This is a genomic window from Hymenobacter setariae, from assembly GCF_007713685.1.
Taxonomy (GTDB): domain Bacteria; phylum Bacteroidota; class Bacteroidia; order Cytophagales; family Hymenobacteraceae; genus Hymenobacter; species Hymenobacter setariae.
This window is the reverse complement of record NZ_VMRJ01000001.1, coordinates 638,249-664,114: the sequence shown is the minus strand read 5'-3', so window position 1 is coordinate 664,114 and position 25,866 is coordinate 638,249. Positions and strand designations below refer to the sequence as shown.

The window sequence follows — 25,866 nt, the reverse complement described above, 5'->3', positions numbered from 1 at the left end:
CTAGGGTGGCAGCCGACGCTAGGGGCCGCTAGTGACGAGTTCCTATTTTGTAGAACCTAATTTTGCAAGCTTAACCAGCTAGCTATCGTACGTTGAAAAATCTTATTCCTCGCGGCAAGCTTATCGCCGTAGGCGGCAACGAAGACAAGGGTACTTATCCGACCACGCGCAGCAAACGCAAGTATTACCTTAATTTTTTTGAGCTCGGCATCCTCAAGCGCGTGGTGAGCGAGTCGGGCAAGGACGACCCGCGCATTGAAGTCATTACGACGGCCTCGATGATTCCGCAGGAGGTGGGCCCTATTTATACGGCCTCGTTTGCTATGCTCAATTGTCACAACGTGGGCATCATGGACATTCGCACCCCCGAAGACGCTCGCCAGCCCGAGTACCTAGAGCGCCTGCTGGCCGCCGACGTAGTGATGATGTCGGGCGGCAACCAGTCGCGTTTGCGCGAGATGTTTGCCGAAACTGATTTCCTGGATACGCTGCTGCGCCGCTACTACGCCGAGCCCGACTTCGTGATTGCGGGTACCAGCGCCGGGGCCATGGCCATGTCGCAGCACATGATACGCGGTGGCTCGGTGCCCGATGCCCTGCTTAAGGGTGCCGTAAAGATGGGCGTGGGCCTTGGGCTGCTGCCATCGGCCATTATCGACTCGCACTTTGTGAAGCGCGGGCGCTTCGGCCGTCTTCTCGAATCGGTGGCTTTGTACCCCAAGCTCATCGGCATTGGCCTAGGGGAGGACACGGGCGTGCTCATCACCGAGGGCCACTTGGTCGAGACTATCGGCTCGAACCTAGTCATTATTATGGATGGCCACGACATCGTGCACAATAATGCAGCCGCGGCCAAAAAGGGGACTACGCTCTCTATCGAAAACGTGCGCATGCATGTGCTCGCCAAAGGCAACGTGTACTGCATCACGGAGCGCAAGTTTTACGTGAACAAGCAGGCCGTAGGTGTGGCGGTGGAGTAGCAGCTTACGCTATGGCACAAAAAACGGATGCCCTGATACCCTAGGTATCAGGGCATCCGTTTTTTGTGCCATAGCAGGAGATTATCACTTATTGGCTGAGCAGCATGGCTCGGCACTCCATAAACCGCTCGATGAGCCGCTCGGGCTGTTGCTCGTCGAACTCGCCAAAGCCTAGCACGAAGGCCGGGCTGGGCTGCACAAACCGAATGGCCTGGTTTACGGCATCGAGGTAAGGCTGCAGGCGCGCTGGCTCGCCATCGGCGTTGGCTAGCTCGGCATCCCAGCGCAGCGGGGCGGGGCCCTTGCGTACCAAAAAGGGCAGCACAAACGGGATGTAGTGACTGAAAACGGGGTTCTCGGGGCTGGTAAGCCGCGTATCGGGCCACACGTGAAACTCGCTAAACGAGGCGGGCGGCGCCACCACAAAGCGCGCCTGCTCGTCGGCCATGGCCTCAAACAGCGCCGCGCGGTCAGGCTGGGCATATAGCTGCGCGTAGGCGGCGTACCACACCGTCACACCTGCCGGGTTCACGAGCTGGTAGGGGTGAAACGAGCTGGCTAGCCCCACGCCACCGTGCTCCCCAATAACCAAGCGATAAAGCTGCCCAAAGCGCTCGAGGTCGGTCGACTGCTGGTAGGGGTTGTTGGTGAGGCCGTAGAGGTAGAAGCTGGCAAAATCGGTGAGCGAGGGTAGCGCAGCCGGGTTGGGGGCAGAAGAATGAGCAGGCATAGCAAAAGCACGAAGCAGATACGGGCGCAAAGTTGGGCAAAAGTTTGGCGCCATCACGCAATGAGCCTCAGCGGGCCACCAAGCGCCATTGCGCTTAGTGGCCCGCTGAGGCTCATTGCGTGCCCTAGGTAGAGCAAGCGTATTGTTTAGTTACGAAGCAGGCGCAACGATTGGTGCGTATCAGCCCCCGTAATGACGACCACGTAGGCCCCAGCAGGGAGGCCTTGCACATCGAAGGGGTGAGCTTGGCCACCTAGGAAAGCACGCGTAAGCAGTACCCGGCCAGTGAGGTCCAGCACCTGGGCCTGGTACACGCGCGGCGCCAGGCTGGTCAGGTCGAGTGTAGCCGCGCTGCCGCGCGTGGGAGTGGGGTAGAGGGCCAGCGCTGCCGTCCCAAATGACACCGTGCGCACAGTGCTATAGGTAGCTTGGCCATCGGTGTCTACCTGCCGCAGGCGGTAGTACACCACGGTGGCACCTAGGCGGCCGGCCGCGGCATCGTCGAAGCGATAGCCAGTAGCCGCCGCGTGGGTACCCTGGCCTTTCACAGTACCTAGGGCCGCAAACGTGGCCCCATCGAGCGAGCGCTCCACCACAAAGTGGTCGTTAGTAGTTTCCGACGCGGTGGTCCAGGTGCAGGTGGCGGCGGGGCCCGTAGCTTGTACCTCGAAGGCCGTCAAGCTCACGGGCAGCGGCGTCGGCGCAACCGATACGATGCCAAAGGGCGAAAACGAGGTGATGTGCGCGCGCGTGATGGCTAGGCTGCCGGTCGTAGTGCCCGTAGTAGTGCCCCATTCATCGGCTGTGGTGTGCTGGTCCCAGGCACCGTTGGCGTAGAGATAGTGGATGAGGTGCGCCTGGTCTTGCACAAAGTCGCCCGTGGCATCGGCGCCGTTGAATTGTAGGGTCAGCGACAAGTCCGAGCCGCCGGGCACTTCCTCACTCACCAGCCAGGTTTTGTTTACGCTTAGCTCATTGCGGGCGGTGCCGCTGCCAGCTTCGGTTGTGCTGCTGTAGCTATTATATAGATTGGAAAGCATGCGCACCCCAAAAATATCTTCCGAGTTGAGGGCTGTTTGCAGCAAGGTGGCCGGCGTGTAGGCCGTGGCCGTGGTGGTAGGGGCACTCACACCCACCGGAAACACGATGCCCACGCCGTTGCCAGGTACCGAAATGCGGAGCCGGCCCGTGCCACCCGCCACGATGTAGCTGCTGGCCGAGGCGCCCCGCACAATGTTGGCGTTGTACTTCATTCCGTTGCTTAGGCTGTCGCGGCGCACCAGGGTTAGGTCGTAGCTACCCAAGGAAAGGCTGCACAAGTCTCTGAGCCGGACACTGCCGTTCACGATAACACTACCCGCTAAGGATTTGGTAGTTGGGCCAGAGGCAGTGGCCCCCGTAATGACTAGGTTGCCGTAGCTCTGCGGGATAATGGTAGTCGAAGTACCGCTGTTGTATTCAACGGTGCTGGTCGTGCTCAGCGACCCTAGCGCGAAGGTGCGCGTCGGGTTGGTATTACGGATAATAAGCTTGGAGCCATCCGATACGTCGATGGTGCCCTCGATATTCTTGTTAAACTGTAGGTAAAGCTGCCCCGGCACGGCTGCGGTGCTCGTAGTGGCCGTAGCTGGCAGGCCTACTACTATCTTCGAGTTGGCGCCGCTCACTTTCCAGGTAGCCAAAATGCCCGAGCCCGTGGCCTTCGAGGAAATACGGTCGGTGGCAGTGCCGCCGAGCACGTAAAAGGTTTGGTTATCGGCGTCGAAGCTAGTGGGGGCTGTGCCCGAGCCATCCATATTCTGGCCCCAGGTAGCCAAAGCGTCCAAGTCGCCGTTGCCTTTAGCATAGTAGACGTTGGTTTCGGGCGTCACCACCACATCGTCGATGCTCAGGCCGTTGCCATTAGTCTGGTTATTAAGCGTGTAGCCCCAGCGAATCATAATTTCCTGGCCGGGCAGTAGGTTGATGCCCGCCAGTGTAGTTTGGCGCACCCGGCGGTTAGCCGCCGCGTTGCCGTCGCGGCTCGCGATTACGGTGGCCGTTGAGGGGGCATCTACTTGCAGCGGCGCAATAGTTTGCCAGGCGCCTGTCCTTTCTAATAGGTTTTCGATAGTGGTGCCCACCGGGGCCGTGAGGTACGACACCGAGACGCTCGCCGCGTCTTGCCGACCCGAGTTGTACCACTGCTCCATAGCATACTGCACCTCTAGGTTCTTGATGGTGACGGTGGAGTTATTCTTAAACCGAATACCCACGTACCCAACGCCATCGGCCGTAGTAGTAGCCGCGATACCTCCCAACGAGCGGTCGGTGCTAGTGCCCGTAGTGCCCGCGTAGCCAAAGTGGTAGTAGTTGGCGTAGATGTTAGAGCCATCGTTTGCCCCAATACTGGTAGGGCTGTAGGCGGCAGTGTAAGGCAGCGTGCCAAACTCGGCTTGGGCGTAAACTTCTGGAATGGCGGTCAGCTGGTTGCCAGTCAAACCCACGGTGCCGCTTAAGCTGTTGAAATTCTGCTTATAGGGCATCAGTGCCCCATCGGTGAAAAGGTACTGGGCACTGGCACTGCTAGCAAGTAGACTGGCTCCGGCCGCTAAAAAGAACGTATTGAATAGCTTCATGAAGAGATAAGAGAATGGATAAAATTGTATTATCCATTTATTAGACACTTTTCCATTTATTGGACAAATATACCTCGTTAGCTAAGCGTTGTGCTTATAAAAACGTTTTAGTAGCTCATAAAAGTTATTTTAGTAGCATTGTATTGGTCTGTTTATATTAATTGTTGAAATTGTTAATAGTATTATTTTTATAAAATTTATCTTGGCTCTGAATTTGGGTAAGATTTAGAAGTAGGGTCGTACTTGAGCGTTGCTGAGGAGTAAAATGGGCAGCGGTCCTTGCTAGGTTGGCCGGCGGGCAGCCAACACGGGCAGTACCTTCGCGGGGCCGTTTTATCGGCTAGCGGCAAGGCTGCTCCTACTCTTTGACTATGCGAAAACAAGTATGCCCTCTGGGGCTGTGGTTGGTAGCGCTGCTTTGGCTGACCCTAGGGCCGGCCCGCGCCCAAGTCCGCGTTACACTCAGCGGCACCGTGCAGGATGCTACCTCGGGCGAAAATCTCACCGGCGCCACCGTGCGGGTGCGCGAGCTGCCCGGCGTGGGCACCGGCGCCAATGCCTACGGCTTCTATACGCTCACCGTGCCAGCCGGCTCCTATACCCTAGAAGCCAGCTTTGTAGGCTACGCCACCCAAACGCGCCAGCTCACCCTAGGCGCCAGCCAGCGCCTCGACTTTAAGTTGAAGCCCGGCGGCAGCGAGCTGAACGAGGTGGTAGTGACCGGCCGCAGCGCTGAAGCCAACATCAGCAAGGCGCAGATGGGCGTGGAAACGCTCGACCTCAAGCAGGTGGCTAAGGTGCCGGTGCTGTTTGGCGAAAAGGATGTGATAAAGACACTGACCTTGCTGCCGGGCATCAAAACGGCGGGGGAGGGCAGCAGCGGCTTTTCAGTACGCGGTGGCGCTGTGGACCAAAACTTGATTTTGCTAGATGAGGCGCCCGTCTACAATGCCTCGCACCTGCTGGGCTTCTTCTCGACCTTCAACTCCGACGCCCTCAAGGACCTCACCGTGTTTAAGGGTGGCATGCCAGCGCAGTACGGCGGCCGGCTATCGTCGGTGGTGGATATCAAGATGAAGGACGGCAACAACCAGACGCTGCACGGCAGCGGCGGCATCGGGCTCATTGCCTCGCGGCTGGCCCTGGAAGGGCCGCTAGTGAAGGGCAAGGGTTCGTTTTTGGTGGCGGCCCGGCGCACCTATGCCGACGTGTTTTTGAAGCTTTCGAGCAACGAAACCACCAAGAATTCCAGCCTTTATTTCTACGACGTAAACGCCAAGGCTAACTATGCGCTCAACGACCGCAACCGCATCTACCTCAGCGCCTACCTCGGGCGCGATGCCCTAGGGCTGGCCAATACCTTTGGGCAGTACTACGGCAACCAGACGGCCACGCTGCGGCTCAACCATTTGTTCAGCGACCGGGTGTTCTCCAATACCTCGCTCATTTACAGTAAGTACGACTACCGAATTGATATTACGGCCAACGCTAGCAACTTCGTTATCAAGTCCAAAATTCAGGACCTGAACCTCAAGCAGGACATGGAGTTTACGCCCAGCGCTACTCAGACGCTGCGCTTCGGGGCCAACGCCATTTACCACACCATCACGCCGGGCTATGTCACGGCCGATGCGGGCTCGGCGGTGAACGGCACCGCCGACCGCACCAACTACTCGCTCGAAACGGCAGCCTATGCCTCGCACGAGTGGCAGGCCGCGCCGCGGCTCAACTTCACCACCGGCCTGCGCCTTTCGGGCTTTAGCCTCCTAGGCCCCGGCACCTACTCGACCTACGACGCGGCCGGCAACGTGCTCGCCGCCACCAACTACCCCACCAAGGGAGAGTTTCTAAAGACCTACGTGCGCCTGGAGCCACGCTTCTCGGCCAGCTTCCAAGTCAATGAAGGCAGCACCGTGAAGGCCAGCTATGCCCGCAACGTGCAAAACCTGCACTTGCTCAGCAACTCCAGCACTTCGCTGCCCACCGACCTCTATGTGCCCACCACCTTCAACGTGAAGCCCGAAACGGCCGACCAAGTGAGCCTAGGGTACTACCGCACGCTGGGCCCTGAGAAAGGCTACTCGTTCACCGTAGAAACCTACTACAAGGCGCTGGGCAACCAGATTGACTACCGCGATGGCACCCAGTTGCGCGGCAACTTCGACTTGGAGGCCAGCCTGCTCTACGGCAAGGGCCGGGCCTATGGCGTTGAGTTTTTGGTGCGTAAAGATGTGGGCCGCCTCACCGGTTGGGTAGGCTACACGCTCAGCAAGTCGGAGCGCCGGTTTACTGAAATCAACGGCAATACTTGGTTTAACGCCCGCCAGGACCGGCCGCACGACGTATCGCTAGTAGCTATTTACCAGCTCAATAGCAAGTGGACCTTCTCGGGTACCTTCCTGGCTAGCACTGGCAACGCCGTAACCTACCCCGTGGGCAAGTACGAGGTGGCTGGCCAGGTGGTAAGCCTCTACGGCCAGCGCAATGCCGACCGCCTGCCTTACTACCAGCGCCTCGACCTAGGGGCCACCTACGAGAAGCCCAACCAAGAAGGCCACCGCTTCCGCAGCAGTTGGTCGTTCTCCATTTACAACGCCCTAGGGCGCGAAAACCCTTACAGCATCAGCTTCCGGGCCGACCCCAACGACGCTACCAAAACCCAGGCCGTGCAAACGGCCCTGTTTCGGATGGTGCCCTCGGCCACGTACAATTTCAGCTTCTAAGCCTTATGCTACCAGTCTTTAAAAAAAGCGGCCAGCTCAGTCTGACAACTTATAAAAGTTGCGTGGGGGCTTTGGCCGCTGGTGCCCTGCTGCTAGCCAGCACCGGCTGCGAAAAGATAGTTGACCTCAACCTCAAAACTTCGACTGCGCAGCTCGTTATCGAAGGCAACCTGGTAGATGACAACCAGCCCTGCCAGGTCAGCATCAGCCGCTCGGCCAACTACACCGATACTAATACGTTTGAGGCAGTGCGCGGGGCCACCATCACGCTGGCCGATAATGCGGGCGGCCTCGAAACGCTACGCGAAACTGCTACGCCCGGCCGCTACCTAGGTGCCACCCTGCGGGGCGTGCCGGGCCGCACCTATACGCTGCGCGTCGAAACCGATGGGGCCGCCTACGTGGCCACTTCGCGGCTGCCCGCCCCGGTGGTGCCATTTGAGAAGCTAAGCACCCAGCTCAGTGCGTTTGGCACCGATAATATTCAGGCGGTGGTAGACTACACCGACCCGGCCGGCAAGGGCAACAGCTACCTATTTCGGCAGTACCGCAATGGCAAGCTTAACAACGCCATCTTCGTGCAGAACGACGAGTTCACCGACGGCAACCGCATCAGCCAGGTGTTGCGCACGCGCAGTAGCAGCAGCACCGACCCCAACGAGCTTGACAAGCTGAAAGCTGGCGACAGCCTACGGGTGGAGATGCAGAACATCGACCCCGGCGTGTACGAGTATTTCCGCACCCTCACCTTGATTCTCACGGCTGGGGGCGCGCCTACTACCACGCCCGCTAACCCCAAATCAAACTTTTCGGGTGGCGCGCTGGGCTATTTCAGCGCGCATTCGCGCCGGGTGCTCACCATTAAAGTACCCTAGGGCGCTAGCGGGCGTCCGCGCTATTGCTAATAAAGGCTAGGCGCTTACTGTCTGGCGACCACGAAGGCGTGTTGATAGTGCCTTGGCCGCCATACAAGTAGGCAATGACCTTGGGCTGGCCCGTGCCCCCGATAGGGAGCAGGCGCAGGTACACGTGCTTATAAAAAGGGTGGTCGCTGGCCGGCACTTCTTCTTTGAGAAAGGAAATAAAAACCAGCCATTTACCATCGGGCGACACGTGCGGAAACCAATCTTGGTAATCGCCCGAGGTCACGGCCTGCTGCTGGCTGCCATCGGCGCGCATGCGCCAGATTTGCATGGGCCCGTTGCGGTTTGAGTTGAAATAAATGTACTGGCCGTCGGGCGTGTACTCGGGGCCATCGTCGAGGCCCGCGGCGGTGGTAAGGCGCACTTCGGGCCCGCCCGCGGCCGGCACGCGGTAAATGTCAAAGTTCTGGTTGCGCTCGCCCGTGAAGAGCAGGTGCTTGGCATCGGGCGACCAGCTATGCAGGTAGGAGGGGCCGCGGGGCGTAAGCTGGCGGGGCTGGCCACCGGTGGCCGGCACAATGTACCCAATAGAACCGCCCAGCGCCTCCACGCCGCTGCTGAGGCCCAATTGCTTGCCATCGAAGGAAAGCACGTGGTCATTATTGTTGTTCTTGACGTCGCCGGTGGGCAGCACACTTGGCCGCCGCGTAGCTAGGTCAAAGTTATAGATGAGGCCGTCGCTGTTATAAATCAAACTCTTGCCATCGGGTCGCCAATTGGGCGCTTGCAAGGAAACGGGCGCAGAATAAATAATGTCGCGCTTGCCAGTAGCAAGCTCTAGCAGTTCGAGGTGGCTGCCTAGGTACTGCCGGTAGGGTACCAGGCTTGCGGGCGCGGGCACTACCAGGCGCACGTCGCTGAACGTAGCTTTTTCGGTCACGGCCGCGTTGTGGGCACACACAAACAGGCCCACATATACCTCAGCGCCTAGGTCGAGGTCGGCCACCTGTGCCGTCACAAAGGGCTGGCCAAACTGGGCCACGCGCATTGTGAAAGTAGTGCCCACGCGCTCAAGCTGCACCACATCGGCGTGGGTGATAGCTGCCTGGGTTTCGGCGGTAGCGGCCCCAGCCGTGCGGCGGTATTGCAGCGAAGTCAGCCCATCGCCGTGCACGGCCACACACACCTGGGGCGAATTGCTAGCGAGGCTCTGGCGTACCATCCAGCCCATTTTGCGGTGCGGCTCCACGCCGCGGCCCACCAGCGCGGCGCGGGCGTAGAGAATAAAATCGCCAGTGAGCTTTTTATAGACATAGTGCAACTCGTCGTGCTCGCCCCACACGTTGGCGCCCGAGCCCGTGACTACGTACTGCTGCGTGGCGGCCGCGTAGGTCGCTGTGCCCGGCCTAGCTGCGGAGCCTATGTCCTGTTGCCCCTCAAAAACGCCTAACTGCTGTGCCGAGGCGTGCAAAAAAGCAACTAGCCCGAGAGCCACCAAAAAAAATCTTTGCGCAAAAGCTACCATATAAGGCGGGGCTGGGTGGGAAAAGAAAAGGATGGAAACTAGCCAGTGCGGCTCAGCCAGCGCCGAGGCTACCGCTGGCCACAGCTACTACGTGTATTGCTAGCTGCTTAGCTACTTGCGCGGGGTGGGGCATCGGGTTTGGCCGCGCGCCGCTAGCTTGCGTACCCCAGTTTCCACTTAACCCCCTCATGAAACGTATTTTCCTACTGCTACTTATTGGTAGCTACCTAGGCTTTGGCCCAAGCGCCACTGCCCGCCCGCTGGCCGCTCGCCCCACCTACTTCGAGCTGAAAGTGTACCACCTCAAAACGGCCCGCCAAGTGGCGGTGGTCGATAGCTTCTTGCAGCACCAGTATGTGCCGCAGCTGCACGCCGCGGGCGTCGGCACGGTGGGCGTATTTAAGGCCATCGGCAACGACACGGCCGTCGACAAGCGCATCTACGTATTCACGCCCTTTGCCTCGCTGAGCCAGTGGGAAAAGCTGCGCCAAACCACCGCCCCCAAGCTGCTGGCGGCTGGTGGCAGCTTCGAAAACGCACCCTATAATAATCCTGCCTACGGTCGCCTCGAAACCATCTTCCTCAAGGCGTTCGACGAAATGACCGCGCTCACCGCTCCCAAGCTCACAGCCCCTAAGGCCGAGCGCGTGTATGAGCTGCGCAGCTACGAGGGCGCGAGCGAAAAAATCTTCCGCAATAAAATGCAGATGTTCAACGCGGGTGGCGAAATCAAGCTCTTCAACCGCCTAGGCTTCAATGGTATATTCTACGGCGAGGTCCTGTTCGGCGCTAAAATGCCGAACCTCATGTACATGACTTCCTTTGCCAACAAAGCTGACCGCGAAGCGCACTGGAAAGCCTTCGGCGCCGACCCCGAATGGAAGCGCCTGTCGGCCCTGCCCGAGTACCAAAACAACGTGTCGCACATCGACATCACCTTCCTGCAGCCTGCCAACTACTCCGACCTGTAAGGCTACAGTAGAAAACTAAAATCCCCTCCTGCTGCGCTTGCCACAGCAGGAGGGGATTTTGGTTTTTTAAGAATATGATTTAAAACTTGTCGTCGTTCACTTCCAGCCAGAAGCCGTCTGGGTCTTGCAGATATATCTGCTTCACGCCGTCGGGGCGGGGAGTGGTTTTGCCCGGCTCGCTTTTCCAGCTGCCATAGCGCACGCCCAGCTTGTCGAGGTGGGCCATGAATTTTGCTAGGTCCTTGACACTGAAAGCCAAGTGCGTGTTGATATCGTGCTCCTGCGCTTTATTTCCCTGGATGATGTGGAGCTGGCTGTGCGGCCCAATGCGCAGCCACACGTGCTTGCCGTCCTTGAAGGGCTCGGGCAGCTCGGGCAGCAGCAGCGCGTTTTTATAAAAGTCGGCGCTCTTCTGCAAATCCACCACGTACAGCGCAATGTGGTTGAGCACTACCGGGCCCTGCGCCCGAGCGGCCCTAGGTGCAAGTAAAGCAAAGGAAAAGGCTAGAACACTGTAAAAAAGTAGTTTTTTCATTAGAGCAAAGGACTGGATGGGAGCGATGGGTTGCCCTCAAAACTACGCGCCGCGCAGGGCTTTTCGCCATTGCTGCCGGTGCTGCTGCGTAGCGTAGCGCCGTGAGTGCTACTTTCGGCTGGGCGCAGGCTCCCTCACTTCTTTTATCCCACCCCCATGTCCGTTTCTCGTCGTCAGTTTTTAAAGAATACCGCGGCCCTAACCGCCGCTACTGCCTTAGCGCCACAGTTGGCGGCCGAGGCCTTTAGTGCCAAGCCTTTCTTCGAAATCTCGCTGGCCGAGTGGTCGTTGCACAAGGCCTTGTTCGCTAATAAAATGACCAACCTCGAGTTTCCCGTAATGGCGAAGAAGGAGTTTGGTATTAGCGTGGTTGAGTATGTCAACCAGTTTTTTAAAGACAAAGCCGAGGACAAAAAATATTTGAGCGAGCTGCTGCAGCGCTGCAAAGACAACGGTGTGCGCAACCATCTCATTATGGTAGACGGCGAGGGCGACCTAGGGGCCCCCGACGCGGCCGAGCGCCAAAAAGCTATCGAGAACCACTACAAGTGGGTCGATGCTGCGCACTACCTAGGGTGCACCACGGTGCGGGTCAATGCCTTCGGCAAAGGCACGGCCCAAGAGGTGCAGCAGGCGGCCGTCGATGGCTTGAGCCGCCTCAGTACCTACGCCCAAAAAGCGGGCCTCAACGTGATAGTCGAAAACCACGGCAGCTACACCTCCGATGGCAAGTGGCTGCTAGGTACCATCCAGAAGGTGGGCAAGCCGAACGTCGGTATTTTGCCCGATTTCGGCAACTTCTGCATCCGCCGCGAAACCGGCGAGCTGTACCGCGGCAAGTGCCTCGACGAATACGACAAGTACTTGGCCGTGAAGGAATGGATGCCCGTGGCCAAAGGCGTCAGCGCCAAAACGTTTGACTTTGACGCGGCGGGCAACTGCGTCGAAACGGACTACCCCAAGATGTTTAACATCATCAAAGCCTCGGGATTCCGCGGCATCGTGGGTATCGAGTATGAAGGCGAAACGACCAGCGAGCCGGAGGGCATCCGCAAGACTAAGGCCCTGCTCGAAAAGATACTGCGGGCGTAGGCCGGTGAGGCGTTTCGGTGGGGACCTAGGTGCCTATTTAGGGCAGGGTACGGGTGCTAGGGTAGTAGTCGAGTCGAATTTTAGAGTTTGCGGCTGCTTAAATACCATAGCGCCGCCCCGCTCTATTACATCGCCGTAACCTTCGACAAAGCCGGTGCCCCGCCGCAGAAAAGCCACTTCGCGCACGGAGGCCACACCCTCCGACTGAAAGGTATATTCGGCCCGCAGCGTATCTCCGTGCATAGCACCCCGAATAGTCCCCTCGTTGCGGTCCTTCTCGAAGTAGCGGTACGAAAGCTGACCTGTGACCGTGGGCTGCATAGTGCTCAAGGTCAAGCGCACTGTGTCCTTAGCCGAACGGTAGGCATAGCACTGCGGCCCGGCAGGGGTAGAGGCCGCCGATGTGGCGGGTACCTCGGTGGTTTGGGTGGCTTGCTCGCGGCAGGCAACAAGCAGGAGCGAAGTAGCGGCCGCAAAAGCCAGGGGGCGATATAGCATAGCGCGAAGTTAAGCAGAAGCTTAGTCCGCGGGGGCAGGAGGGAAGGTCTGGTACGCAGACCGGGTGCTGGCTGAAATAGCGCTCGTACTAAGTGCGTGGGCGGTGCCAAAGGAGGTCGTGGCTGTCTACTTCGTCAAGCGCGTGCGTAGGCAAAGGCCTAGGCGCTAGTTAGTCTTTTAGATACTATGTCGTATGTTTGCGTCATACTTAATAAAGCTACCCTTGACCTACGCCAAAACCACCGTTTTCACCGATGAGCAGCAGCAGCTAGCCCGCGTGGCCAAGGCCCTGGCCCACCCGGCGCGGGTGGCTATTATTCAGCTGCTGGCCAGCAAGACTACCTGCATCTCGGGCGACATTGCCGCCGAGCTGCCGCTCTCGCGCACTACCGTGTCGCAGCACTTGCAAGAGCTGAAGGCGCTGGATTTGATACGCGGGGAAATCGACGGTCTCACCGTCTGCTACTGCCTCAATACTGAACTGCTGCGCCAGGTGCGGCAGCAATTTTTGGCCTTTTTCGACGCGGCCACGGCCACCGATATCTGTGGGCCTGATGCCAATGCCTGTGGCTGCTAACTGATTTTCTTTCCCCTTATTTCCTCAAAAGCCATGAAAATCGCTGAAATGAAGCAGTCCCTAGCGGGGCTGGAAGCCGTGAACTTCAAGCTGCCCAATGGCACGTACCTGCCGGCCCACTTCCACGTGACGGAGGTAGGGCTAGTAACTAAGCACTATATTGATTGTGGCGGCGTGGAGCGGAAAGAAACCGTGGCCAACTTCCAACTCTGGGAAGCTGGCGACTACGACCACCGGCTGGCTCCACAAAAATTTCTGCACATCCTAAACCTGTCGGAGCGGATTCTGGGCAGCGAAGAGTTGAACATTGAGGTAGAATACCAGCAGGACACCATCGGCAAGTTTGGGCTGGCCTTCGACGGTACCGACTTTCTGCTGACGCCGAAGCAAACAGCTTGCCTGGCGCAGGATGCCTGCGGTATTCCTAGTAATGGGCAGTTTGCGCTGCCCCAATTGCAAGTAGCCTGCTGCACGCCGGGCGGCGGGTGCTGCTAGGCTGCCCGCGCCGCTACGCCGGCCTCCCTAGGTTCATTAATTGTCTATAAAAGCTTTTAAACGAGTGGTTTGTGGTATGATGCATTTGCAGATAGAGCCTCTGCTATCAACGCACTGGCCCGCCGTGCGCGCCATCTATGAGCAGGGTATCGCTACTGGCCAAGCCACTTTTACCACCGAAGCGCCCAGCTGGGAGGAATGGGACCGCAGCCATTTGGCCCACAGCCGCTTGGTAGCTGTGGCCGATGCCGGCTTGGTAGTGGGCTGGGCGGCTTTGACACCCGTATCGAGCCGCTGCGTGTATGCGGGCGTGGCGGAGGTAAGCATCTATATCGCTGCCGAGGCCCGGGGCCGGGGCGTGGGCCGGCAGCTGCTGGCCGCCCTCGCGGCCGAGTCAGAAGCGCACGGCTTGTGGACGCTGCAGGCCGGCATTTTTGCCGAAAACCAAGCCAGCGTGCGGCTGCACGAGGCCCTAGGCTTCCGAGTAGTGGGTCGGCGCGAACGCATTGGCTGCCTGGCCGGTATCTGGCGCGATACGCTGCTGCTAGAGCGGCGCAGCCAACGCGTAGGCGTGGCTTAACAACTTATAAGCATGGAAATTACCCAGCAAGCTGCCCCGCCCGCTACGGCGGTGGCTGAGAAGAAATTGTCTGGCCTCGACCGGGGCCTCACGCTCTGGATATTCCTAGCCATGGCCCTAGGGGTGGCCCTAGGCTACTTTGTGCCAGGTAGCAGCAAGGCTATCCATTATTTCTCGGTCGGAACGGTAAACGTGCCGCTGGCCCTCGGCCTCATCCTAATGATGTACCCACCGCTGGCTAAGGTGAAGTACGAGCAGCTGCCGGTGATTTTTCGCAACACGCGCATCATCGGGCTTTCGCTGTTTCTGAACTGGATATTGGGGCCGGTACTCATGTTTTTGCTGGCCGTCTGGCTCTTGCCCGACAAGCCGGAGTACATGATGGGGCTGATTCTCATTGGTATTGCTCGTTGCATTGCGATGGTGTTAGTCTGGAATGACCTGGCCGATGGCAGCCGGGAGTACGCGGCCGGGCTGGTAGCGCTCAACTCCATTTTTCAGGTGCTTTTCTATAGTGTGCTGGCGTGGCTGTTCATCACGGTGTTGCCGCCCTATTTTGGCCTGAAGGGCTATGCGGTGCACATTGGCATCGGCGCTATTGCCCGGAGCGTGCTCGTTTACCTAGGTATTCCGTTTGCGGCGGGCTTTCTCTCGCGCCTGGTCCTGCGCCGCCTGAAGGGCGACGCGTGGTACGAAAACGTCTACTTGCCCGCCATCAGCCCCGTAACGTTGGTGGCCCTGTTGCTCACCATCGTGCTCATGTTCAGCCTGAAAGGCGATACTATCGTGCGTATTCCGCTCGACGTGCTACGCATCGCGCTACCCCTGGCCTTGTATTTCGGTATCATGTTCGTGCTCAGTTTCGCGGCGGGTAAGTACCTAGGGGCCGGCTATGCTGAGAACGCTAGCATCGCCTTCACGGCTACCGGCAACAACTTCGAGCTGGCAATAGCTGTGGCTATTGGGGTATTTGGCCTGAATTCGGGCCAGGCCTTCGCTGGCGTCATTGGCCCGCTGATAGAAGTGCCGGCGCTGATTGCGCTAGTCAACCTGGCGTTCTGGTTTCGGCGGCGATGGTACCAAGCGTAGCACATTCGGCGCAGTAGCGCTTCACATTACTGGTTGCATAACTCTCCAAGCCGCCTATTATCAACCATATGGCTCCTAAAAATATCCTGGTGCTCTGCACGGGCAACTCGTGCCGCAGCCAGCTGTTGCACGGCTACCTCCAGCAACTCTTGGGCGAGAAAGCCCATGTCTATTCGGCGGGGGTAGAGGTGCACGGCCTGAACCCCCGCGCCGTGCGCGTAATGGCCGAAGACGGCGTAGACATCAGTCAGCACACCAGCAACCACATGGAGGAGTACGCCCAAGTGCCTTTCGACTATGTGCTGACCGTATGTGACCACGCCAATGAGGTATGCCCGGTGTTCCCGTCGTCGGCGCAGAAACTGCACCACAATTTCCCTGACCCCGCCAAGGCCACTGGCAGCGAAGAGGATATAATGCAGCAGTTTCGCCGCGTGCGCGACCAGGTAAAGCAGTACGCGCAAGAATTTGTGGCGACTAACTTTTAATTATCAGCATAATACCAAAAAAACGCCGCCCCGTTGCCAGGGCGGCGTTCTTGGTTCTAGGGCTGCCGTGGGCAGACCTAGGAGTGCTTCAAGCTAGTAGGGCTTGGCGTCGTGCGCCATTTCCTCGGCTTGACCTACCGCTTCGGTAGCCTGGCGCTCGTTGTACTGGTTGCCGCCGTCAGCGTTAGCTTGGGCAGCTTTGATGCCGTCGGCCAGGCGCTTGCCCCAGTCGGCGTCGCAGTTGGTGCACAGCTCAATCATCTTGTCCTGAATCACCTTCTCGGCGTCGGCTAGCGCACCCACCATGTTGTTGATGAGGTCGTCGCGCTCCCAGTCTTCGTGCTGGCGGTAGCGGTCACCGGCTTGGCCGAAGTTGTTGGTGCGGTCGATGGTCTGGCGCACCAGCTTGGCGGCGTAGTACGGCGTGTGGTCGGGGCCTTGCGAGGGCGACTCCTTCAAGCCGTTGAGGCTGCTGGGCTCGTAGTTGACGTGCAGGTTCTGGCCGGGGGCCGCGTCTACGTGGTACGTCATCTGGCCATCGCGCTGGTTGGTAGCCACGTGCTTTTTGGGCGCGTTGATGGGCAGCTGCAAGTAGTTGGGGCCCACGCGGTAGCGCTGGGTGTCCGAATACGAGAAGGTGCGGCCTTGCAGCATCTTGTCGTCCGAGAAGTCGAGGCCGTCTACGAGTACGCCGGTACCGAAGGCCGACTGCTCTACTTCAGCGAAGTAGTTCTCGGGGTTGCGGTTCAGCGTCATCATGCCTACGGGCAGGTGCGGGAACTTGTCTTCGGGCCAAATCTTGGTGTCGTCGAGCGGGTCGAAGTCCAGTTCGGGATGCTCCTCATCCGACATAATCTGTACGCGCAGCTCCCACTTGGGGAAGTTGCCCTTCTTGATGTTGTCGAACAGGTCTTGGGTAGCGTGGTTGAAGTTCTTGGCCTGAATAGCTTCGGCTTCACCAGCGGTCAGGTTTTTCACGCCCTGCTGCGGCTCCCAGTGGTATTTCACCAGCACGGCTTCGCCTTGCGCGTTCACCCACTTGTAGGTGTTCACGCCCGAGCCTTGCATCTGGCGGTAGTTGGCCGGAATGCCCCAGGGCGAGAACAGGAAGGCCACCATGTGCATGGCCTCGGGGGTGTTGCAAATGAAGTCGAAGATGCGCTGACCAGTCTGGCGGTTGAACACCGGGTCAGGCTTCTGCGAGTGAATCAGGTCGGGGAACTTGATGGCGTCACGAATGAAGAACACCTTCAGGTTGTTACCCACGAGGTCCCAGTTGCCGTCTTCGGTGTAGAACTTCACCGCGAAGCCGCGCGGGTCGCGCAGGGTTTCGGGCGAGTGGCCGCCGTGGCCCACCGTCGAGAAGCGTACAAACACGGGGGTTTCTTTGCCCTTAGTGTTGAACAGCTTCGCACGAGTGTACTTTTCAATGGGCTCGCCGCCTACGGTGCCGTAAGCTTCGAATACGCCGTGGGCGCCAGCGCCGCGAGCGTGCACCACGCGCTCGGGGATGCGCTCGCGGTCGAAGTGGCTGATTTTCTCGATGAACTGATAGTTCTCCAGCGTAGCCGGGCCGCGGTTGCCCACGGTGCGCAGGTTCTGGTTATTCGAAACCGGGTGGCCCTGGCGGGTGGTCAGGGTCTGGGCAGTTTCGCCGCTGGCCGTGCGCTGGTCTTGCGCCGAGCCTACGCCGTTCACGGCGGTGCCGCTGCCGTTTTCCGACGAGGTCTGCCCGTTCTGGGGGTTATCCATTGGTATAAAGGGTTAGTGGTTGGGAGGAAATATGGGCAAAGTACCGGCAACTCGCACGTAGGTTTGCGAAAGGCCGCTACAAAATTTTGGCATTCTTACTAAAAGGCCAACGGTGCCGCTTTTTGTTCAGCGCCCGCTAGCTGCGGAATTGCTATACCTAAGGTTTGTAATCGCTTTTTGTTTAACAAACGTAGCGCTTTTTTTGGCAAAAGCCTTTTTCAGCTAGTGGTTGCCCTTCTTTTTGTTTAATGACTGACCGCATTACCACCGCCTTGCGCGACCTTGAAGCGCAGCATAACATCCGAATTTTGTACGCCTGCGAGTCGGGCAGCCGCGCCTGGGGTTTCCCCTCGCCCGACTCGGACTACGATGTACGCTTCATCTACGTGCACCCGCTGGCCTGGTACCTAGGGCTCGACGAAGGCCCCGACACGCTCAGCTTTCCTGTCGATGACGAACTGGACCTAGGCGGTTGGGAACTGCGCAAAACCCTACGCCTGCTGCGCGGGAGCAATGCGGCGCTCTTCGAGTGGCTGCAATCACCCATTGTGTACCACGAGGCACCAGGTTTTCAGGCGCAGCTAGCGCCGCTGCTCCCGCAGGCCTTTAACCTGAAAGCCGGGCTACACCACTACCTCGGGCAACTGCGGCGCGGGGTAGAAGAAGACCTAGTGACCGAGGAGGTGCGCCTAAAGCGGCTGTTCTATGCCCTGCGCTCAGCCCTGGCCGCCCGCTGGATACGCGAGCGCCACACGCTGCCGCCCATGGAATTTGCCCCACTGCGCGAGCTGCTACCTGCTTATTTGCAAGGGGCTGTGGATGAGCTACTGGCACAAAAAGCTCATTCTAATGAGAAAACGATGGTGGCCCGGCCGGGCACGTTGGTGGAGTTTTTGGCGGCAGAATATGCAGCCGGGCAGGCGGCGCGGGCGGCGCTGCCAGTAGTGCGCGGTGAGAATCTGAATGAGCCCTTAGATGCTTTATTTCGGCAATTGCTAGGAGTTGATTCTTAACCATAACCACCTGTCATGCTGACGAAGGAAGTATCTCATCACGTAAGGCTCTAACCTGATAAGATGCTTCCTTCGTCAGCATGACAGGTAGATGCAAGCGTGTAGCATTAGCCTCCGAACTTCCAGTTCAACGACAAGTTCACTACGCGCCCCTCTACCGGCGCCCACAGCTCGCGGAAAACGGGACTAGTGTAGCTGCCGCCCACGGGCAGCACCACGCGTTCGCGGCGCGTTTGGCGGTAGTCAAACACGTTTTCGGCGTTGAGGACCACCGTCCAGGGGCCAGTGCGGTAGCGCAGCAGCGCCGCCACAATGGGGTAGCCGGGCGTGGTGGTGCCATCGCTGAGGTATTGCTGGCCGGTGTAGCTGGCCTCGATGCCCGCCCCAAAATGCTCGCTGAACTCCTGCACGGCCACCGCCGCAAATTTGTGGCGGGCGGCAAGTTCTACGTTCGGGTTCACGGGGTCGTAGCCACGGCGAGCGTAGGTAAATACATACCCTAGGTACAGCTCTGTCTCGTCGGCGCGCAGGCGCACATAGGTTTCGAGGCCCTTCGTAACGACGGGCGCGCTGGCATTTTGCCAAGTGAGCGGGCCACTGCCGGGCTGGTAGTTGCTGGAACCCGGGCCGCCCACAATGCCGCCATCGGGCAAAATGAGCGGGTGCTGCAAGCGCGTGTAAAAGAACGACTGGTTGAGGTTCAGCACCGTTTCGGGCCCAAAGCGGTGCTCGTAGTTCACGTCGCCGTTGAGGCCCTGCGATGTTTCGGCCTGCAGGCCGCGTAACGGCTGCACCTGCGGGTAGTCGCGCTCGTCGAGGCTATTGACATAGGGCACCGGCACTCGATACCCTAGGCCGCCGTTGAGACGAGCGGTAAACCGGTCGGTAACGTGCCACAGCGCCGAGAGGCGCGGTAGTACAAAGCCGCCGTAGGGGTTGTGGTGGTCGTAGCGCAGGCCGGCTTGCAGGTTAAAGCGCGGCGTGGGCGTCCAGTTGTCCTGAGCAAAAACACCCACTGTATTATAGGTATACGTGCTCAGCAGTGGCGTGGCGCTGCCAGCAGCGTTGCGCAGCAATTCGCCGTTGATGTTCACGCCGGCCACGATGGTATTGCCGCGGCCTAGGTCGTGCAAATAGCTTGCCTCAGTATAATAGGTAGTTTGATTAGCTTTGAACGCCACCGTGTTGGTCAGTACATCGCGCCCGAAATTGGTAATTGCGCCCTTCAGTGTAAGGCGGCCCGTGCCTACGCTGTCGTTGGTATAGATGGCATCGACGGTGTGGCGCTGGCTGGCGTTATTTACGAAATAGGTAGTGCCGCCCAGCGTTTCTACGTCATCGCGCAGCGCTTGCTGCTGGCCGCCGCGCCGGCTTTCGAAGGTGCCAGTGTAGCCTAGAGCTAGTTGGCTGTGGGCATTGGGGTAATAAAATAGCCTAGGGTGCACCGTGAGGTTGCGCACGCGGGGCACGTCCACGAAGCCGTCGCCGTCCACGTCCACGTCTTGCTGCCGCGTGAGGCCCGCAAATACCGAGTAGCCAAAGCGCTGCCCGCGCTGCGCGGCGAAGCCATTGAGGTTGGTTTCGCGCAGGGTCGATTGATTGAGCGTGGCCGTAAACTGCGACTTGCCGAGCGTGGGTGTTTTGCTTACCAAGTTTACCAGGCCCGCAATGGCCCCGCCGCCAAACAGCGTCGAATTCGAGCCTTTCAGCAGCTCTATCTGCCTGAGGTCGAGCGGCGGTACCGACAAGATGCCGAAGCTGCCCGCAAAGCCACCGTACAGCGGCAGCCCATCGCGCAAAATCTGCGAATACTGCCCCTGCAAGCCCTGAATGCGCAAATCGGCATTGCCGGTAGTGGGCGAGGTAGGCTGAATCTGGGTGCCCGCAAAGTCGCCTAGCAAGCTGGCAATGTTGCCGGGCTTGATGCCATTTTCCTCCTGCATTTCTTCCTCGCCCAGCACCTCAATGCGCTCGGGCTGGTCTTCAATGCGCGAGTTGGTGCGGGTGGCCGTAACGACCACTTCGTCGATTTCGGCGGCGCTCGGGGCTAGCAGCAGGGTAGTAGGCGCGCCGCCCGCCGCAGGGGCCGCCACAGTGCGCGGCTTGTACCCTAGGGCCTCTACCCGCAGGCGGGTGCCTGCGGCGGGGGCGGGCGCTAGCTGCACGCTGCCCGCAGCATCGGTGGTGCCGCCCACGCCGGTGCCCGGCACGCCCACACTGGCCCCGATGAGCGGCTGGCGGCTGGTCGAGTCGCGGAGAATAAAACGAAGGCTTTGGGCGCGCAATGCGGCTGGCAATGCCAGCAGAAGCACGAAGAGTAAACAGCGTAATAGCACGATAAAAACGCCCGGCAATCGAACCCTGGGCATTAGTCTACAAAACACGGCCGTTTATTTGGGGGAATTCTGAAGGTACCGCCCGCTAGCCGTTACTAATCGATGACCATTGCCGACCTGCGCCAGCAGCGCCTTATTCTGTTTGAAGCCGTGAGTGGGAGCCGGGCCTATGGTACCAACCTGCCGCACTCCGATACCGACCTGAAAGGCGTATTTGTGCTGCCCGAGAATGCCTTCTTTGGCCTCGACTATGTGCCGCAGGTGGCCAATGACACCAACGATGAGGTGTTTTATGAGCTACGCCGCTTCGTGGAATTACTCTTGAAAAACAACCCCACCGTACTGGAACTGCTGGGCACGCCGCCTGACTGCATTGTCTACAAGCACCCACTCTTCGACCAGTTTCAACCCCAGGACTTTCTGTCCAAGCTCTGCCGCCAAAGCTTTGCCGAGTATGCCGTGGCCCAAATCCGCAAGGCCAAGGGTTTGAATAAGAAGATAAACCACCCCGAGCCGCCCGGCCGTAAGTCGGTGCTAGACTTCTGCTACGTCACGGTAGGGGCCGGCGCGCAGCCCGCCGAAGTATGGCTGGCCCGCCAGGGCCTCAGTACTGCGCAATGCGGCCTAGCTAATGTGCCCCACCTCACTGACCTCTACGCGCTATTCGTAGACCGCACGCCTAGCCAGCACCTAGGCTACCGTGGCCTCGTGCGCGACCCCGAAACCAGCCAGGACGTGCAGCTATCGGCGGTGCCGAAAGGGGAGGAGCCGGTGGCGTATTTATCATTTAACCGCAACGGCTACAGCTCCTACTGCCGCGTATTTCGCGAGTACTGGGAGTGGGTCGAGAAGCGCAACAAAGAGCGCTATGCCAACACCGTGCAGCACGGCAAAAACTACGACGCCAAAAATATGCTGCACGTCTTTCGGCTGCTACAAATGGCTGAGGAAATTGCCTTAACCGGCCAACTACACGTGCGCCGCCCCAATCGCGAGTTTCTGCTCCAAATCCGGCGCGGCGAGTTTGAGTATGCCGAGCTAGTGGCCGAAGCCGAGCAACTGGTCGAGCGGGTGGAAGCCGCTTTCACTGCCTCAGCCCTGCCCGCCGCACCCGATGCCGTCGTGGCCGAAGAAATACTGCGGCGGGTGCGAACAGCTTTTTATAAGGCTGTGGAATAGTGAGATAAGAGATATTAGTGATGGTTTGCGAAATTATGTATCACAAGTTTCAATAATTATTGAAACTTGTGATACATTTGCTTCGTCAAAGGCAGTAGCCCCGGCACGGCGCCGGTTGCCCAGCCTTCCCTCTAGCCATGCCCCAGCCTAAACTTGTCCTCATTGGTGGAAATGGTTTTCTGGGTCGGCATTTGGCTGCGCATTTTCGAGAGCTGGGCTACCAGACGGTAAGCATTAGTCGCACCGGCCCCAACGACGTGCGCTGGGACGCCCGCACCCTAGGCCCCTGGGCGCAGGAACTGGAAGGCGCCGACCTGCTCGTGAACCTGGCCGGCCGCTCGGTCGATTGCCGCTACAGCGAGGCCAATCGCCGCGCCATCCTGGCCAGCCGCACTGACAGCACCCATATCCTAGGCGCAGCTGTGGCTGCCTGTATACGGCCACCTAGGGTGTGGTTAAACTCCTCAACCGCTACTATTTACCCTGATACGCGTAACGACGCGCCCGCCAACGTGGAAGCCAACCTCACGCCGGGCGGCCCCTTTTCGGAAGAAGTGGGGCGGGCCTGGGAAGCGGCGTTTTGGGCGTCCCCTGTGCCCGCCACTACGCGCCGCGTGGCGCTGCGCACGGCCATTGTCCTAGGTGCCGATGGTGGCGCGTTTCCGGTAATGGCGCGGCTGGCGTGCTTCGGTCTGTGCACGCCACAAGGCTCCGGCCAGCAGTGGGTTAGCTGGCTGCATATCCGCGATTTTTGCCGGGCGGTAGAGTTCCTAACCCATGCCGACCACCTCAGCGGCCCGGTCAATCTCTGCGCTCCGCACCCGCTGCGCAATTGGGAGTTCAACGCTCTGATGGCCCGCGAGCTACGCCCGCTGCTGCGGCTGCCGCAGCCCCGGTGGCTGCTTGAAATTGGAGCTTTCGTACTCCGCACCGAGACCGAGCTGATTCTCAAAAGCCGCAAGGTGTACCCCGCGCGGTTGCTCGCGGCAGGTTTTCAGTTTGAGTATGAAAATTGTGAGGTAGCGGTGGGGGACTTGTTGCAGACAAGTGATACTACCAGTATGTCGCTAGGTACACTTAGCTCGCGGGGTCATGACTAAGAAAGGCTGCTTCAACGCTGCGGGGTTTCTGCTGAGCTGTATAGGCTGCTTACTGACGATGACACCCTATATCGGCATTGTCTTTCTACCAGTATCATTTCTAGGTAGTCTATTAGTGTTGTCGTCATCGCTGAGCACTACCCAAAAGGTTGTGTTAGTGATATTTCCTTACCTAACACCCATTGTGCTATACATTACCATTGCAATCGCTTTACGCTGAATAAGTTGTCAAATGCCACTTGAAAAGCCCATCCAACCCGACCAGCCCGCACCCACCCTCGCCGAAGCCAAAGCCCAGTTCATCAACCTCTGGGGCGTGTCGGGCACAAGCTGGGGCGTAAGCAAAACGCTGGCCCAGGTGCATGCGCTACTGCTGGTGAGCCCGCAGGCCCTGAGCACCGAAGACATTATGGAGCAGCTCACCATCTCGCGCGGCAACGCCAGCATGACGGTGCGCGAGTTAATCGATTGGGGCTTGGTTTACAAGGAGCTGCGCCCCGGCGAGCGCCGCGAGTACTTTGTGGCCGAGAAGGATATGCTGCAAGTAACGCGCTGCATCATCGCCGCTCGCAAGCGCCGCGAGCTCGACCAGATGAAGCGCACCCTCGACCAGCTGGCCCAGCTGCCCGGCAACCCAGCCGATGCCGACTACCAGGCCTTTCACACCGTGCTCAGCGACATTCAGCAGTTGGCCGACACCTCCGACAAGCTGCTTACCCGCCTCATGCGGGCCGAGCGCAACTGGATTCTAGATAAGTTTCTGAAGCTGTTTTTGTAGCTCACTTTCAATCTCTTTCAGTATGGAGCCCTTCCCAGACTCCGCCGGCCCTTCGCCGGCGACCGACCCCGTGCGTCCTACCCCCAAGCCGCCCCAACCGGCAAGCTGGCGCGATTCGCCGTGGCTATGCGCCCTGGTGGCCATTGTGGCTACGGGCCTGCTGGGCGCGGGCCTGATGACCTTATCCATTACCCGATATGGCGACTATGGCGGCCTGTTGTTTTGCTTGTCGCCGGGCATCAGCGCTTTTTTGGCCGTGCTGCTGCACGAGTGGGCGCGGCCCAGCGAGGGAGGTGGTACCTGGCCCATTACGAAGGCTGTGGTAGGGGTGCTGGCGGTGGGCTTTTCGTTGGTGTGCCTGCTGAGCTTGCAGCTAGAGGGCTTTATCTGCATTGCGATGGCTTTGCCCATTGCCTTCTTTATGGCCTTGGTGGGGGCAGCCCTAGGGGCGCTGCTAGTGCAGGTTACGGGCCGGGCGCGCCCGCTGCCCATGCTCATGACCGTGCTGGTGCTGTACCCCGCCGCGCAGCACTACGAGGCTAGCCACCCTGCGCCGGTAGTGCCCCGGCTCGTTCGCACGCAGCTGGAGGTCAACGCGCCCCCCGCTCAAGTGTGGGCTGCGCTCACGCGGCCGGTGCAGTACCCGGCCGCCACGGGCTGGTTTCGGGCGGGAGTAGTGTACCCCACGCGCACAGCCCTGGCTTACGACTCGGCTGCCAACTGCCGCACGCTGGTGTGCCGTTACTCGCAAGGGCTGGCGCGCCTGCCGGTGGTGGCCTGGCAGCCGGGCCGGCAGCTCACCTTTGCGGTGCCCCCGGCCAATATGCCCGCCCCGATGCACGAGCTGAGCCCGTACCCGCAGGTGCACGCGCCTCACCTGCATGGGTACTTCCAGGTCGATAGCGGCACGTTTCGGCTGCGGCCGCTGCCGGGCGGGCGCACCCTGCTCGAAGCCCGCACCGTGTATCGCCACCGCATTGGGCCGCGGCCCTACTGGCAGCTCTGGTCTGATTATCTGCTCGATGCGATGCACCAGCGCGTGCTAGCCACCCTCAAAGTCGCTGCCGAAACGCAAGCCCAACCCCGCCATGACTGAGCTACTATTGCCCTCGCTGCCGGTAGCCGCCCGCTACCGACCCGCCCGCGTGCGGGCCTTGTTTGATGAGCTAGCCAGTACCTACGGCGCGGCCGAATGGCTGTCGGGCGGCCAGTTGGGGCGCTGGCGGCGCAGCCTGGTAGCCGCCCTCCGCTGGCCCGCCGCCGGCCCTGTGCCAGTGATCGACCTCATGGCCGGTGGGGCCGAGCTGTGGCAGCCGCTGCACCAGCACCTAGGCAGCCGGCTCGCCCTGACGGCCGTCGATTTTTCGGCGCCTATGCTCGCTCGCGCTGCTCGGCAGCATGCGCCGGGCCTCACGCTGCGTCAGGCCGATGCGCTGGCCACTGAGCTGCCCGCCGGCGCGGCGGCGGCCGTTACCTGCGCCTTCGGCCTAAAAACGCTGGCCCCGGCTGCCTACCCGGCACTAGCCGCCGAAGCCGCCCGTCTGCTGCGCCCTGCCGGCCAGCTGGCGCTTCTGGAATTTGACCTGCCTACCCAACCTTGGGTGCGGGCGGCCATGCTGACTTATTTGCAACTGCTGCCCGCCACGCTGCGGCACCTATGTCGCGAGGCCGCTGGTCATGCTGCCCTGCCGCGCTACGCCTGTGCTGGGGTGCGCTGGCCGGCACTGCTGGCCGCCCTGCGCGACGCAGGTTTTGGCCAGGTGCGGCAGCAGCGGCTGTGGCCCGGTTGCGCCCGGCTGATAGTGGCTGAAAAGCTCTAATGTGGCCTTTGGGTATCATGTAGCCTCTGGTGCACCTAGGCTAATGTTATCTGTCAGAGGGCTAGCCCGCCTTTTGCGTTTGCTAGATGCTGATGGCGCAGCGCGCATTCAAGGTTTTGAAAAA

General features: G+C 59.7%; 23 protein-coding genes. 16 read left to right on the top strand and 7 right to left on the bottom strand.

What is annotated here, in order from left to right; all coding sequences use genetic code 11:
• The first annotated feature begins 92 nt into the window (after positions 1 to 92).
• Positions 93 to 980, top strand: coding sequence for a cyanophycinase (locus FNT36_RS02800; RefSeq protein WP_144844062.1), 888 nt, complete (start codon positions 93 to 95; stop codon positions 978 to 980).
• Between the two features lie 88 nt (positions 981 to 1,068).
• Here the strand turns inward: FNT36_RS02800 and FNT36_RS02795 are convergent, their stop codons facing one another.
• On the bottom strand, positions 1,069 to 1,710 hold the full coding sequence (locus FNT36_RS02795) for a hypothetical protein (RefSeq protein WP_144844059.1): 642 nt from the start codon (positions 1,708 to 1,710) through the stop codon (positions 1,069 to 1,071).
• Between the two features lie 146 nt (positions 1,711 to 1,856).
• Positions 1,857 to 4,328: a T9SS type A sorting domain-containing protein gene (locus tag FNT36_RS02790; RefSeq protein ID WP_144844056.1), complete on the bottom strand. Its 2,472-nt coding sequence runs from the start codon at positions 4,326 to 4,328 to the stop codon at positions 1,857 to 1,859.
• A 371-nt stretch (positions 4,329 to 4,699) separates the two neighbouring features.
• On the opposite strand from FNT36_RS02790, the gene FNT36_RS02785 reads away from it, so the two are divergent.
• Together FNT36_RS02785 and FNT36_RS02780 are read left to right on the top strand one after the other, a co-directional pair.
• Positions 4,700 to 7,051, top strand: coding sequence for a TonB-dependent receptor (locus FNT36_RS02785; protein ID WP_144844053.1), 2,352 nt, complete (start codon positions 4,700 to 4,702; stop codon positions 7,049 to 7,051).
• Positions 7,052 to 7,056: 5 nt separating this feature from the next.
• The gene (locus FNT36_RS02780; protein WP_144844050.1) at positions 7,057 to 7,926 is read left to right on the top strand and encodes a DUF4249 domain-containing protein; all 870 of its coding nucleotides are present in this window, start codon (positions 7,057 to 7,059) and stop codon (positions 7,924 to 7,926) included.
• 4 nt (positions 7,927 to 7,930) lie between these two features.
• Here the strand turns inward: FNT36_RS02780 and FNT36_RS02775 are convergent, their stop codons facing one another.
• Positions 7,931 to 9,385 carry a TolB family protein gene (locus FNT36_RS02775; protein WP_233635625.1) on the bottom strand — a complete coding sequence of 485 codons (1,455 nt, stop codon included), beginning with the start codon at positions 9,383 to 9,385 and terminating at the stop codon, positions 7,931 to 7,933.
• 242 nt (positions 9,386 to 9,627) lie between these two features.
• Between FNT36_RS02775 and FNT36_RS02770 the strand changes: the two genes are divergently transcribed.
• On the top strand, positions 9,628 to 10,410 hold the full coding sequence (locus FNT36_RS02770) for an NIPSNAP family protein (protein ID WP_144844044.1): 783 nt from the start codon (positions 9,628 to 9,630) through the stop codon (positions 10,408 to 10,410).
• Positions 10,411 to 10,489: 79 nt separating this feature from the next.
• On the opposite strand, the gene FNT36_RS02765 is transcribed toward FNT36_RS02770, so the two are convergent.
• Positions 10,490 to 10,945, bottom strand: a complete 456-nt coding sequence (locus FNT36_RS02765; RefSeq protein ID WP_144844041.1) for a VOC family protein — start codon at positions 10,943 to 10,945, stop codon at positions 10,490 to 10,492.
• Positions 10,946 to 11,101: 156 nt separating this feature from the next.
• Between FNT36_RS02765 and FNT36_RS02760 the strand changes: the two genes are divergently transcribed.
• Complete coding sequence (locus tag FNT36_RS02760; RefSeq protein WP_144844038.1) at positions 11,102 to 12,037, top strand: sugar phosphate isomerase/epimerase family protein; 936 nt, start codon at positions 11,102 to 11,104, stop codon at positions 12,035 to 12,037.
• Positions 12,038 to 12,070: 33 nt separating this feature from the next.
• Here FNT36_RS02760 and FNT36_RS02755 read toward each other — a convergent pair whose 3' ends face one another.
• Positions 12,071 to 12,535: a hypothetical protein gene (locus FNT36_RS02755; protein ID WP_144844035.1), complete on the bottom strand. Its 465-nt coding sequence runs from the start codon at positions 12,533 to 12,535 to the stop codon at positions 12,071 to 12,073.
• A gap of 223 nt (positions 12,536 to 12,758) precedes the next feature.
• On the opposite strand from FNT36_RS02755, the gene FNT36_RS02750 reads away from it, so the two are divergent.
• From FNT36_RS02750 to FNT36_RS02730, 5 genes are all read left to right on the top strand, one after another.
• Positions 12,759 to 13,112: an ArsR/SmtB family transcription factor gene (locus FNT36_RS02750; RefSeq protein WP_144844032.1), complete on the top strand. Its 354-nt coding sequence runs from the start codon at positions 12,759 to 12,761 to the stop codon at positions 13,110 to 13,112.
• 33 nt (positions 13,113 to 13,145) lie between these two features.
• The gene (locus tag FNT36_RS02745) at positions 13,146 to 13,607 is read left to right on the top strand and encodes a DUF6428 family protein (RefSeq protein ID WP_144844029.1); all 462 of its coding nucleotides are present in this window, start codon (positions 13,146 to 13,148) and stop codon (positions 13,605 to 13,607) included.
• 76 nt (positions 13,608 to 13,683) lie between these two features.
• Complete coding sequence (locus tag FNT36_RS02740; RefSeq protein ID WP_144844027.1) at positions 13,684 to 14,187, top strand: GNAT family N-acetyltransferase; 504 nt, start codon at positions 13,684 to 13,686, stop codon at positions 14,185 to 14,187.
• Positions 14,188 to 14,199: 12 nt separating this feature from the next.
• Complete coding sequence (gene arsB / locus FNT36_RS02735; protein WP_144844024.1) at positions 14,200 to 15,276, top strand: ACR3 family arsenite efflux transporter; 1,077 nt, start codon at positions 14,200 to 14,202, stop codon at positions 15,274 to 15,276.
• 68 nt (positions 15,277 to 15,344) lie between these two features.
• Positions 15,345 to 15,764 carry an arsenate reductase ArsC gene (locus FNT36_RS02730; protein ID WP_144844021.1) on the top strand — a complete coding sequence of 140 codons (420 nt, stop codon included), beginning with the start codon at positions 15,345 to 15,347 and terminating at the stop codon, positions 15,762 to 15,764.
• Between the two features lie 93 nt (positions 15,765 to 15,857).
• On the opposite strand, the gene FNT36_RS02725 is transcribed toward FNT36_RS02730, so the two are convergent.
• Positions 15,858 to 17,516 carry a catalase gene (locus FNT36_RS02725; RefSeq protein WP_144844018.1) on the bottom strand — a complete coding sequence of 553 codons (1,659 nt, stop codon included), beginning with the start codon at positions 17,514 to 17,516 and terminating at the stop codon, positions 15,858 to 15,860.
• A gap of 248 nt (positions 17,517 to 17,764) precedes the next feature.
• Between FNT36_RS02725 and FNT36_RS02720 the strand changes: the two genes are divergently transcribed.
• Entirely contained in the window at positions 17,765 to 18,529 is a 765-nt protein-coding gene (locus FNT36_RS02720; RefSeq protein WP_144844015.1) for a nucleotidyltransferase domain-containing protein, read from the top strand.
• A gap of 107 nt (positions 18,530 to 18,636) precedes the next feature.
• Here FNT36_RS02720 and FNT36_RS02715 read toward each other — a convergent pair whose 3' ends face one another.
• Positions 18,637 to 20,841 carry a TonB-dependent receptor gene (locus tag FNT36_RS02715; protein WP_233635624.1) on the bottom strand — a complete coding sequence of 735 codons (2,205 nt, stop codon included), beginning with the start codon at positions 20,839 to 20,841 and terminating at the stop codon, positions 18,637 to 18,639.
• Between the two features lie 126 nt (positions 20,842 to 20,967).
• Between FNT36_RS02715 and FNT36_RS02710 the strand changes: the two genes are divergently transcribed.
• The 5 genes from FNT36_RS02710 (at position 20,968) to FNT36_RS02690 (ending at position 25,742) form a co-directional block, all read left to right on the top strand.
• The gene (locus FNT36_RS02710) at positions 20,968 to 22,044 is read left to right on the top strand and encodes a nucleotidyltransferase domain-containing protein (protein ID WP_144844009.1); all 1,077 of its coding nucleotides are present in this window, start codon (positions 20,968 to 20,970) and stop codon (positions 22,042 to 22,044) included.
• A 137-nt stretch (positions 22,045 to 22,181) separates the two neighbouring features.
• Entirely contained in the window at positions 22,182 to 23,144 is a 963-nt protein-coding gene (locus FNT36_RS02705; protein ID WP_144844006.1) for a TIGR01777 family oxidoreductase, read from the top strand.
• Between the two features lie 232 nt (positions 23,145 to 23,376).
• Positions 23,377 to 23,922, top strand: coding sequence for a GbsR/MarR family transcriptional regulator (locus FNT36_RS02700; protein WP_233635623.1), 546 nt, complete (start codon positions 23,377 to 23,379; stop codon positions 23,920 to 23,922).
• Between the two features lie 22 nt (positions 23,923 to 23,944).
• Positions 23,945 to 25,018, top strand: coding sequence for an SRPBCC family protein (locus FNT36_RS02695; RefSeq protein WP_144844005.1), 1,074 nt, complete (start codon positions 23,945 to 23,947; stop codon positions 25,016 to 25,018).
• Entirely contained in the window at positions 25,011 to 25,742 is a 732-nt protein-coding gene (locus FNT36_RS02690) for a class I SAM-dependent methyltransferase (RefSeq protein WP_144844002.1), read from the top strand. The genes FNT36_RS02695 and FNT36_RS02690 overlap by 8 nt, the downstream gene beginning before the upstream one ends.
• Positions 25,743 to 25,866 lie beyond the last annotated feature (124 nt).